The 10255-nt window shown below is 57.9% G+C and carries 16 protein-coding genes; 11 read left to right on the top strand and 5 right to left on the bottom strand.

Annotated elements, in window-relative coordinates; all coding sequences use genetic code 11:
• Positions 1 to 688: 688 nt before the first annotated feature.
• Positions 689 to 967 (bottom strand): YcgL domain-containing protein, encoded by a 279-nt coding sequence (locus AB5Z09_RS00660; RefSeq protein WP_005352312.1) that lies wholly within the window; start codon positions 965 to 967, stop codon positions 689 to 691.
• A gap of 107 nt (positions 968 to 1074) precedes the next feature.
• Here AB5Z09_RS00660 and minC point away from each other — a divergent pair, with 107 nt between their 5' ends.
• The 5 genes from minC (at position 1075) to mtgA (ending at position 4194) form a co-directional block, all read left to right on the top strand.
• The gene (gene minC, locus AB5Z09_RS00655) at positions 1075 to 1794 is read left to right on the top strand and encodes a septum site-determining protein MinC (RefSeq protein WP_304519858.1); all 720 of its coding nucleotides are present in this window, start codon (positions 1075 to 1077) and stop codon (positions 1792 to 1794) included.
• An 18-nt stretch (positions 1795 to 1812) separates the two neighbouring features.
• Positions 1813 to 2625, top strand: a complete 813-nt coding sequence (minD, locus tag AB5Z09_RS00650) for a septum site-determining protein MinD (RefSeq protein WP_005336847.1) — start codon at positions 1813 to 1815, stop codon at positions 2623 to 2625.
• A 2-nt stretch (positions 2626 to 2627) separates the two neighbouring features.
• A complete protein-coding gene (gene minE / locus AB5Z09_RS00645; RefSeq protein WP_005336848.1) occupies positions 2628 to 2894 on the top strand; it encodes a cell division topological specificity factor MinE in 267 nt (88 codons plus the stop codon).
• 197 nt (positions 2895 to 3091) lie between these two features.
• Positions 3092 to 3418: an HI1450 family dsDNA-mimic protein gene (locus AB5Z09_RS00640; RefSeq protein ID WP_005352317.1), complete on the top strand. Its 327-nt coding sequence runs from the start codon at positions 3092 to 3094 to the stop codon at positions 3416 to 3418.
• On the top strand, positions 3403 to 4194 hold the full coding sequence (mtgA, locus tag AB5Z09_RS00635; protein ID WP_304519859.1) for a monofunctional biosynthetic peptidoglycan transglycosylase: 792 nt from the start codon (positions 3403 to 3405) through the stop codon (positions 4192 to 4194). The genes AB5Z09_RS00640 and mtgA overlap by 16 nt, the downstream gene beginning before the upstream one ends.
• Positions 4195 to 4197: 3 nt before the next feature.
• Here mtgA and AB5Z09_RS00630 read toward each other — a convergent pair whose 3' ends face one another.
• Positions 4198 to 4326 carry a hypothetical protein gene (locus tag AB5Z09_RS00630; RefSeq protein ID WP_256689486.1) on the bottom strand — a complete coding sequence of 43 codons (129 nt, stop codon included), beginning with the start codon at positions 4324 to 4326 and terminating at the stop codon, positions 4198 to 4200.
• A 147-nt stretch (positions 4327 to 4473) separates the two neighbouring features.
• On the opposite strand from AB5Z09_RS00630, the gene AB5Z09_RS00625 reads away from it, so the two are divergent.
• On the top strand, positions 4474 to 4797 hold the full coding sequence (locus AB5Z09_RS00625) for an HI1450 family dsDNA-mimic protein (RefSeq protein WP_005336851.1): 324 nt from the start codon (positions 4474 to 4476) through the stop codon (positions 4795 to 4797).
• A gap of 55 nt (positions 4798 to 4852) precedes the next feature.
• Here AB5Z09_RS00625 and AB5Z09_RS00620 read toward each other — a convergent pair whose 3' ends face one another.
• Together AB5Z09_RS00620 and AB5Z09_RS00615 are read right to left on the bottom strand one after the other, a co-directional pair.
• Positions 4853 to 5164 (bottom strand): DUF1289 domain-containing protein, encoded by a 312-nt coding sequence (locus tag AB5Z09_RS00620; RefSeq protein WP_263086162.1) that lies wholly within the window; start codon positions 5162 to 5164, stop codon positions 4853 to 4855.
• A 1-nt stretch (position 5165) separates the two neighbouring features.
• Positions 5166 to 6026, bottom strand: coding sequence for a S1 RNA-binding domain-containing protein (locus AB5Z09_RS00615; protein WP_227016238.1), 861 nt, complete (start codon positions 6024 to 6026; stop codon positions 5166 to 5168).
• Positions 6027 to 6257: 231 nt separating this feature from the next.
• Between AB5Z09_RS00615 and AB5Z09_RS00610 the strand changes: the two genes are divergently transcribed.
• From AB5Z09_RS00610 to AB5Z09_RS00595, 4 genes are all read left to right on the top strand, one after another.
• Positions 6258 to 7472, top strand: coding sequence for a UPF0149 family protein (locus tag AB5Z09_RS00610; RefSeq protein ID WP_368194383.1), 1215 nt, complete (start codon positions 6258 to 6260; stop codon positions 7470 to 7472).
• 170 nt (positions 7473 to 7642) lie between these two features.
• Positions 7643 to 8107: a MarR family winged helix-turn-helix transcriptional regulator gene (locus AB5Z09_RS00605; protein ID WP_213387084.1), complete on the top strand. Its 465-nt coding sequence runs from the start codon at positions 7643 to 7645 to the stop codon at positions 8105 to 8107.
• Positions 8108 to 8109: 2 nt separating this feature from the next.
• Complete coding sequence (locus AB5Z09_RS00600; RefSeq protein WP_019445848.1) at positions 8110 to 8298, top strand: DUF4250 domain-containing protein; 189 nt, start codon at positions 8110 to 8112, stop codon at positions 8296 to 8298.
• A gap of 163 nt (positions 8299 to 8461) precedes the next feature.
• Positions 8462 to 8641: a hypothetical protein gene (locus tag AB5Z09_RS00595; RefSeq protein WP_005345799.1), complete on the top strand. Its 180-nt coding sequence runs from the start codon at positions 8462 to 8464 to the stop codon at positions 8639 to 8641.
• Between the two features lie 184 nt (positions 8642 to 8825).
• Here the strand turns inward: AB5Z09_RS00595 and AB5Z09_RS00590 are convergent, their stop codons facing one another.
• On the bottom strand, positions 8826 to 9413 hold the full coding sequence (locus AB5Z09_RS00590; RefSeq protein WP_005352326.1) for an FMN-dependent NADH-azoreductase: 588 nt from the start codon (positions 9411 to 9413) through the stop codon (positions 8826 to 8828).
• 274 nt (positions 9414 to 9687) lie between these two features.
• Between AB5Z09_RS00590 and AB5Z09_RS00585 the strand changes: the two genes are divergently transcribed.
• Positions 9688 to 10255: DMT family transporter (locus AB5Z09_RS00585; RefSeq protein WP_368194381.1), on the top strand; the 568-nt coding region annotated here is incomplete at its 3' end.

The raw sequence follows: 10255 nt of genomic DNA, 5'->3' as shown, positions 1-10255 counted from the left end.
CTGGTCGAGCACCAGGGATGCGGCTTCGAGTTTGAATTCGGCAGTAAATGAGCGACGTAATCTTGTCATTGAACACCTCAGGTCATGGTGGCGACAGTACCACCTAAAATGGTGTCCGGGATGATTAGACCACTACAATATCCCCCCCTTTGGTCATACCCTTGTTTGGCAAGACGCGGTTACCGCTCACCCTGCGGATTATCACGCCGCCACATTGATTGCCTCCTATGTGGCACTTTCGTGATCAGGGCAAACAATCAAGTACACAAACAGGGGGTTAACTCATCATTTTGGCCACAGCGCATCACGCAAACTGGTTTTAGCATAGTTATCACCGCCCTCTTTACTCCCTATTTGATGTAAAACGCATCGAGCAGTGGAGGTCAAAAGCGCCCAAAGAAGGGGCTGAAAATAATCGATGAATGGGCCAATAGCCGTTGAAATGGAGGATATGAGCGTGCGCCACTCGCTATTTTTGTGAGCGCCAGCAAAGGTTGACGATATGGAGTTGGGAGCAGATTGACTTTCTATTTAAACAGCGAAAAGTGAATATCACCAAAGGGAGGGTTTAATTTGGCCAGATCCTGTCACGGGATTATCGCAGGCCACCTCACCGGGGCCGGAATGCGTCATGCAGAGTCACAAAGAATTAGCCCCGCTGGGCAGAACGCACCACGGGGCTGGATATTCAGGATGGTTTTTTCAGGCTGGCCTTGTGCTGCTCCAGCAAATTCTCGGGAGGCGGTGGCACCTGCAGGTAGAACCCCTGGTTGGTCAGCGCGGCCATCACCTTGCCGACATCAGCCAGCCCCAAGGGCTTGGCCGGATCCAGCTTGGTCATCAACACCAGCTCGGGACGCCCGAATGCACTCAGCAGTGGCGCGGGAACGCGGGAGAAATCCTCTCTTTTTTCAACAAAAAGGTAGGTCTCGGCTTTTTTGCGACTTTTATAGACTGCACACAACATGGAAATTGATATAATCCGACGAGTTTATTGCCTCTGATGGGGGCAAACTATAACATCAGGAATTGAATAACAATAACGGATTAGCATCTCTGCCTCGGGGAAGATTCATGGTTGAGCGCGATAACGAATTGAAAGGGACCACCTTCACTATTTCTGTGTTGCATATCAGCGATGGCGAGCCTGAGCGGATACGTCAGTTGTTGGCCGAAAAAGTGGCCCAGGCACCCTACTTTTTTAATTGTGCGCCGCTGGTGATCAATGTTTCCCGTCTGGAACATATTCCCGATTTCGAACAGCTCAAGGAGCTGGTGGAGTCCGAAGAGTTTGTGCTGGTCGGCATCACAGGGGCGCGCAGTGAAGAGATGAAGACAGCCGCCAAGGCGGTGGGACTGGCCGTGATGGCCTCGGGCAAGAGTCGCAAGAGCGAACCGGAACCCGCGCCTGCCCCCGCGCCAGCCGCCCTTGAGGTGGTTCCCGAGCCCGAACCCGCCCCCTTGATCCCGAGCAAGGTACATGTGGGACCGGTTCGTTCCGGCCAGCAGATTTACGCCGCCGGCACCTCGCTGGTGGTGCTGGGGTCCGTCAGTCCGGGAGCTGAAGTGCTCGCCGATGACAGCATTCATATTTATGGCACCCTGCGTGGCAGAGCCATTGCCGGTGCCCGGGGCAACACCCAGGCCCGGATCTATTGCCAGCAATTACAGGCCGAGCTGCTCTCCATCGCGGGCACATTCCAGCTGAGCGATGCATTGCCGGCAGGCCTGATCCAGCAACCGGTACACGTCCGGCTGGACAACGAACAACTCCGAATAGACCGTATCAAATAGAGTTACAAGGAAGCGAGAATGGCGCGAATCATAGTCGTTACATCGGGTAAAGGTGGCGTTGGCAAGACCACAACCAGTGCGGCCCTGAGCACCGGCTTAGCCCAGCGTGGTCACAAGACAGTGGTCATTGACTTTGACATCGGTCTGAGAAACCTGGATCTCATCATGGGCTGCGAGCGGCGCGTGGTGTATGACTTCGTCAACGTCATCAATGGGGAAGCAAACCTCAATCAGGCGCTGATCAAGGACAAACGCTCGGAAAATCTGTTTATCCTGCCCGCCTCCCAGACCCGGGACAAAGATGCCCTCACCCGTGAGGGGGTCGAGAAGATTCTGGATCAACTGGCGGAGATGAAGTTCGATTACATCGTCTGCGACTCCCCGGCGGGGATCGAGGCGGGCGCGCTGATGGCGCTCTATTTTGCCGACGAGGCGATCGTCACCACCAACCCGGAAGTCTCTTCCGTGCGTGACTCCGACCGCATCCTTGGCATCCTGGCCTCCAAGTCCCGCCGCGCCGAGCGTGGTGAAGACCCCATCAAGGAGCACCTGCTGCTGACCCGCTACTGCCCGACCCGCGTCAACCGCGGCGACATGCTGAGCGTGCAGGATGTGCAGGAGATCCTGGCCATCCCGCTGCTCGGGGTGATCCCGGAGTCCCAGGCGGTGCTGCGCGCCTCCAACTCCGGCGAACCGGTCATTCTGGACAAGGAGTCCGATGCCGGTCAGGCCTACGAAGATGCGGTGTCCCGCCTGCTGGGCGATGCCAAGGAATTTCGTTTTCTGGAAGAAGAGAAGAAGGGCTTCTTTAGCCGACTGTTCGGGAGTTAAACATGTCATTATTGGATTATTTTCGTTCCAACAAGAAACAGAACACCGCACAACTGGCCAAAGAGCGGTTGCAGATCATTGTTGCTCACGAGCGTTCATCCAGAGGGGGGCCGGATTACCTGCCCCAGCTCAAGCAGGACATCCTCGATGTGATCCGCAAATACGTCAACATTGATCCGGAGAAGATAACCGTCCAACTGGATCAGAAGAGTGATGAGCTGTCGGTACTGGAGCTCAACATCACCTTCGCCGATGACAAGAAGGGATGAGCTGACGCCCTATGCGTGACCCCTTCCCCCAATGAAGACCGGATCCTGTCACTGGATCCGGTTTTTTATTGGCACAAAAACAGGTCACAGCGGCTCGCATCATCTCGCCAAGGGGTCTGCCGACCGCTAGAATAGCGCCGCCCCGCAGGCAGTGATCTGCGCTGGCACCTTTTTCTCTTTTCTGGAACAGACCGCTTATGTCTATGAATGACGAAATGCACAGCGTCGAGGAACTGCTCGATACCGCCCTCGAACTCTTTATGGAGCTGGCCTCTGACAACCTGCCGGAGCAGGAGATCGCACGTTTCAATCAGGAGTTCAACGACCGCGGCCTGCTGGCCGAAACCGACCCGGCCGATGACTGGGAAGCGGACGTGGGTTTTGCGGTGAGCGACACCGACTATGCCGAGATCTGGGTTGGCCTTGGCAATGAAGAACAAGAGTATGAGCACTTGTTTGCCCGCATGCTGCTCTCCCGCCGTGTTGACGAGAAGTTCTGCCACATCGAATGGCTGCCCCAATAATTCCGGATCCCGATGATCCCAGCCACTATCAGTGGGAGTCTGGCCCTGACGCCGTGGCCCCTGAGCGCCCATCTGTATCGTTTGGGCGCCGGGTGTTGAGGTGGGCAGGCAAGATCGCGCTGGCCGGGCTGCTCTGCTCGGTCGGCTCGGTCGCCTTGCTGCGTTTTATCGATCCGCCGATGTGGAGCTGGCGTATCGAGCGGGCCCTCTTTCCGCCCGCCAAGATCACCCAGGTGCGCCATGAGTGGGTGGATCTGGAGTCCATCTCCAAAGAGCTGCAACTGGCGGTGATCGCCGCCGAGGATCAGCGCTTTGCCGAGCATAACGGCTTTGACATGGATGCCATCAACGCCGCGCTCAAGCACAACCAGCACAGCGAACGGGTGCGCGGCGCCAGCACCCTCAGCCAGCAGACCGCCAAGAACCTCTTTATGTGGAGTGATCGCAGCTTCCTGCGCAAGGGGCTGGAAGCATGGTTTACCCTGCTGATGGAGCTGGGTTGGGACAAGGCCCGCATTCTCGAGGTCTATCTCAATATCGTCGAGTTCGGCCCCGGCATCTACGGCGCCGAAGCCGCCGCCCGCACCTACTTTGGCAAACCGGCCAGCCGCTTGACCCGCTACGAGTCATCTCTGCTGGCAGCAGCCCTGCCCAATCCGTGGCGCTATCGGGTCAAGCCCCCGTCACCCTATGTGCAGAAGCGCTCGGTCTGGATCCGCCGCCAGATGGGACAACTGGGTCAGATCACCCTCAATCGGGTGCATCAGGCCGACTGATCCTCAGGGCTCATCGGGTTTCTCCGGTGGGCCCAGATGGCCGCCCACCATCTCGCGGTGAAGCGGCAGATAGTGCCACCACCAGGCCTCGCGCCGTCGCTTGATCTGTTGCCGCCGTCCCCGCTGCTTCATCCCCTTACTCCCTGCCAGATGATCCGCGCCTTAACCATACTCCCCCAACGGCAACTTGGACAGGCCTGCCACGCCCGGCGCACTGGTCTGGCCGCCACAGCCAATAATTGTTACAGTAGCGAACCTCGATGTATCTGGAGTGATTTCATGGAACAGCGTACCCCGGATCAGCTGGTCGAATGGGCCTATGATCAGTTTCTTGAGCAGGCCGCCGATATGCTGGCCCCCGAACAAATAGTCGACATCACCCTGGAGTTTGAGCAGCGTGGCGCCGTGGAGGCGACTCTGCCCAATGCCGACTGGTCGACCGAGCTTGGTGAGCCGGTCGATATGGAGCGCTGGGTCGAAGTGTGGGTCGGTTTGCTGGATCATCAGGATGAGTTTGAGGTGATCTTCGCCACCTTTCTGCTGCCCCGTCTGCTGACCGAAGATCAAGTGCATGTGCGCTGGCATCGCCAGCAGCAGGCATAAAAAAGGCGCCATCGGCGCCTTTCTTGTTTCCGTGCACTCTTATTGCTGTTTTCTGCTAATCCTGCGCTGCGATGGCCTTGGCCAGACAGCGGCGGCACCAGCAAGCGCTGGCCTCCTGCATCGGCAATACCGGCAACTGGCTGCACCAGCACTGGGCGATGGTCTGACCGGCAGAGACGGCGCAATAGGCCGGTTCGCCACAACCCGGGCAGCGGTGGGTGCTTTTCGAGCCATTCAGCTCGGCCATCACCGACAGCTGGGCCTTGCTATCCATCGCCGACCAGTGGCCGATCTCGGTCAGGGTGCGGCCACAACCAAGGCAAAGCCCATCCTTCGCCTTGCAGAGGCCAACACAGGGGCTCGGCATCTTATTCGCTATCCACTGCCGAGTCGGTCTCTGTAGCCACCAGAGTGATGGCGTTATCTTCGATGACAATCTTGCCCTGCTTGTAGAGGCCGCCGATCGCCTTCTTGAAGGTGCCCTTGCTCATGCTGAACAGCTTGTAGATGAGCTCGGGTTCGCTCTTGTCACCCACCGCCAGAGTGCCGCCCTGCTTTTTCATCCGGCTCAGAATGCGTTCACCGGCGTCATCAACCCGCGCCAGACCCGGCTTTTGCAGGGTCAGATCCAGCTTGCCATCTTCGCGCACCTGCTTGACCCAGGCGGTTTGCGGCCGACCGGTCATCACCCGACCAAACACCTCGTTCTTGAACAGCATGCCGGGATACTGACCGTTGACGATCACTTTGATGCCAAGGGGCGAGTGCTCTCCCGGCAGTGCGGTCACTTCGTCACCGACCTTGAAGTTGCTGCCGGCCGGGGTCAGGAAACGCTCGATGCGGCTGGTGCCGACCATGCGCCCTTCGTTATCCAGTTGCAGACGCACCAGATAAACGTGGCCCACCTGCATCGGCTTGTTCTGCTCGCGGCTCGGCACAAACAGATCCTTTTTCATGCCCCAGTCGAGGAAAGCACCAATCTTGTTGGCATTGACCACTTTCAGACCGGCAAATTCGTCCACCATGGCAAATGGCTTGTCGGTGGTGATCACCGGCTCGCAATCGGCATCCAGATAGAGGAAGACCTGCACGCTATCCCCCTCTTTCACCCCTTCCGGCAGTTGACGCTTGGGCAGCAGCAGTTCACCGTACTCATCGGCCGCAAGCCAGGCGCCGCGATCTTCGAGTTCAACAACGGTGAGGGTGTTCATCTTGCCAATCTGTATCATGGTGCTCTCTTTTTTCATTACCCGGATGGGCCAATTGATCATGGCCCCTATGGGCGCGCATGTTACCTCAAGAGCGGTGATCCGGCCTAGTCCCCAAGCCACCACGAGCCGCCCTTTCGCCCCTATCTTATCCGCCAATGGTGATTAAATCGCCAAACAGGCGGCCATTTGCTGCAAATAACCCCACTTTTAGGTAGACTTCGCGGCTGTTCAAATCCAGAGGAACTGTCGATGAACCCATCCACTCGTACCCGCCATCTTAATCAATGGATCCAGAGCCACAGCGATCAGGACATGACCTACCCGGCCCTGCACGGTTTTCTCTGTGCTCGTCTGGTGGGGCCGGAAAGCCCTGACTGGCAACGCCCGCTGGCTGGTATGCTGGAACAGGATGCCGAGTTGGATGAAAAAAGCGCAGAAGCCCTCAACCACCTGATCGCCGAGCTGGAATCCCAAGCCGACGACGCCCAGCTGGCCCTGCCGAGTCAATGCCGCCTGCCCAGCGATAACCCCGAGCAGGTGTTCGAACAGAGCCACCCCCTCGGTCAATGGTGTTATGGCTTCAGCATGGGTTTTGCCACCTGGCCCAAGCCGAAGGATTTGAACGACCCGACCACCCAGTACCGCTTCAGTCTGGCCGCAGAGCTGAGCCTGTTTCGCGACAAGCAGATGGCCCAGATGCTCTATAGCGCCGCCGCCAGCGAGCTTCCCTTTGTCGAGTTCTGCAAACGCCAGCGCCAGAACATGAAAACCGCCCTCAACCAGTTACTCAACCTCGACCAGTATCAGGCCGCCCCCAGCACCGATGTCGCCCTCAATGGCGAGCAGGCCCAACAGTGGCAGACCTGGTTCGAGCTGGCCGACAGCTGCCGCGATCATCAGGCCCGCCTCGGCTGGTTCGAGAAGATCATCGCCGATGCCACTCCGCTCTTTGATGAAGCCTTCTGGCAGCAAATCGCCGGCCACGGCTGGAGTGCCTCCGAGCTGCGTCCTCTGCTGGCCGCCAGAGCCGGCCGCGCCGACTGCCTGCTGCGCCTTGGCAAGCTGGGCGAGGCCAAAGCCGAATATCTGGAGCTGCTGAAAATCTGCATGGCCGATGAGCTGGGTTGCCGCTATAACCTCTCCACCCTCTATGCACTGCAAGGGGATTGGCAGGCGCTGACCGCCCTGCTGGTGCGCTTTGATGAAGCTTCCAGCTGGTTGCTTTATAACAAGGCGCTGATGATCTTTGCCACCGAGGGTGCCGAGGCAGCCAAGCCCCATCTGCGGGTCGCCATCGAGGCCAACCCGCACATTCCGGCCTGCCTGCTGGGTCAGCGCAAGCTGCCCAAACAGGAGCCACAAAGCTGGCAAGCGGGCAGCCGCGACGAGGCCGCGCTCTACGCTATCCACACTCGTGAGGCCTGGCTCAAGCAGAACGCCCTCATCTGGTTGCGTAAAGGCTGAACAGCATTGGCTTAAAATCCCGTCGGTCAGACCCGGTTTTTCCTTGAGGGCGTGCGCCACCGCACATTTCATCGCAACCGGGTCAGACAAATCAGCTTGAGTTTCGTATCATCAATGTCAAAGTATCAAAAGAAACTGCATCTGATGCAGCCGTCACAGCAGGGTGTAATATGTCAAAAATCATAGCGTTACTCGCTCACTACCCGCCCTATCAGTTGGTACATGCCGCCGAGATGCTACGGGATACCTTCGAACAGTTTTATGAGCAGCGTTACCAGCTGACCGTGCCGCAATGGCGCCTGATGATGGTGCTCGGCCCCAACTACCCCATCAGCCAGAAAGAGCTGGTCGAGGCGAGCGGCATGGACAAGGTGCGCATCTCCCGCGAGATCCGCCGTCTGGTCGAAAAAGGGATCATCTTTACCGAGAGCAGCGAGCAGGATAAACGCATCAGCCTGGTCTCCCTCACCAATACCGGGCTCGCCCTCTTCCTGCAGCTCAAGAGTGAAGCGGGCAGCTGGCAACATACCCTGACCGACTATCTGCCGAGCGAATCCCGCGAGGCGATCCGCCAGCATCTGCACAGCGTCAGCGCCGCCATCGAGCAGTTGCAATCACTGGATCGGGAGAAATAATCATGGATTTGAAAAAGTTCGCCACCATGGACATCAACATGCTGCTGAGCGTCGTCAATATGCAGCTGCGTGATCGCTATGACGATCTGGATGATCTCTGCAAAGCGCAGGAGATCGATCAGGCTGCACTGGAAGCGCGGCTCGCCAGCGGCGATTTTCACTACCAGCCAGCGCAGAAACAGTTCAGATAAAGAGAGCTAGCGGGATCGGGATCACAGCGCCAGTGATGGCGCTGGCTCTGCGGTAAAAACCTGATATGGTCTGAAGAGCCCCAACAGAGTGATGCACGGATACATCACCCTGTCACAAGAGGGCATTAAAATCGTTTCAGGTGAGCAAACCAAGGATGACCCCATGATATTGATGACCCGACAGAGCCTGTTGATCACGCTCTGTACCCTGTTGATGATCAGCCTCTTCACGCCCCACTTGCCACAAAGTACCGAACAGTGGCTGACCACCCTCTTGCTTGGCCTGCTGGTCACGGTGGCATTGCTGCTGGTGCGCGGTTGTCGCCGCTTTATGATGGAGTAGTGACTCCGCCGGAACGTCTATACCGACCGCTTGCCGCGATACTCTCTGTAGCAGCAACATCTGTCGCAATCATATCTAGCCCAAAAACAAACGCAGCCTGATGGCTGCGTTATTGTTTCTGGCTGGGCAACTCCTTGAAGAGATAACCCCTGACGGGATAGATAGCCCTTATAGAAGAGAGCCCTTAGATAGCCAGAGCCTCAAGCTGCGCTTTGGCCGCTTCCATCCCCTTGCTCTGGGCATCCGGGCCCATACCCATCCCCTCGGCGTAGATGAAATCCACCTCTTTGATACCGATGAAACCGAGCACGGTACGCATGTAGGGGGTCACCAGATCGGTGGCGCTGCCGACGTGCATGCCGCCGCGGGGGCTGATCACCAGCGCACGGGTATTTTCAACCATACCGACCGGACCGGTCTCGGTGTAGCGGAAGGTGACGCCAGCGCGAGCAACCAGATCGATCCAGTTTTTCAGCTGGGTCGGGATGTTGAAGTTGTACATGGGGGCCGCAATTACCACCAAGTCGCTCGCCTTGAGCTCGGCGATCAGCTCGTCAGACTGGGCGATCACCGCCAGTTGACGTTCATTGAGGTTGTCACCACCGCGCAGGCCGGAGGCCAACTCGCCATCCAGCACCGGCAGGTTGAGGGCAGCCAAATCACGCACGGTGACGGCATCATCCTGATGATCAGCCAGGAAGCCGTCGATCAGGGCGTTGGATTGGGAATATTGACCCAGGATGCTGGATTTGAGTACGAGGATATTGGCCATGGTGAAACTCCATTTGGTTGTCGGTTGAACAGCGTTGCTGTCGATGGAGGTCACTCTAAACATTGTGCTTATTTGCTGATAGCGAAAATAGATGCTCAACTTGTTCAAATTTTTTGATGCAAGGCCACTTCCTCGCCAGCCAACCCTGCGGCCGCGCTTCAACCCTTGGCAGAACAAACGATTGCCGTTATGATCCGCCGCACTTTTTTCCAGCGACCCGGATCCCATGATACCCTCGCGCAGGCACTCTCCTTTGGCCGGTGCAGTCTGGATGATGGTGGCAGGACTCTGCTTCGCCGCCGTCAACAGCCTGAGCCAGTATGTCAGCTTCAAACTCGGCCTTGCCTCTACCCAGGTCGCTTTTCATCAATACCTGATCGCCCTGATCTGCCTGCTGCCCTGGCTGGTTCGCCATGGCCTGCGCCAATCCCTGATGACCAATCAGTTCCGGTTGCACCTGTTGCGGGTATTGTTGGCGGTGATCGGCATCCAGCTCTGGCTCTGGGCACTGGCGTACCCCGTCCCTATCTGGCAGGGGATCGCCCTGCTGATGACCTCGCCGCTGTTTGCCACCCTGGGCTCCGCGCTGCTGCTCAAGGAGCAGGTGAGCCGCACCCGCATTCTGGCCACCCTGGCGGGCTTTGCCGGCGCCATGCTCATCCTCGCCCCCTGGACTGACGAATTCAACTGGGCCTCCCTACTGCCGGTGGCGGCGGCGCTGTTCTGGGCCGGCTACTCCCTGATGGTGCGCTATCAGGCAGCCAACGAATCATCCCACACCATAGTGGTGTATCTGCTTATCTTCAGTACCCCGTTCAACGTCATGCTGGCACTGCCGGAGT

It is taken from the genome of Aeromonas sp. R2-2, assembly GCF_040908355.1.
In the GTDB taxonomy this organism is placed as follows: Bacteria; Pseudomonadota; Gammaproteobacteria; order Enterobacterales; family Aeromonadaceae; genus Aeromonas; species Aeromonas veronii.
Note: the sequence above shows the minus strand (reverse complement) of the source record. Positions and strands in the feature narration are given on the sequence as shown.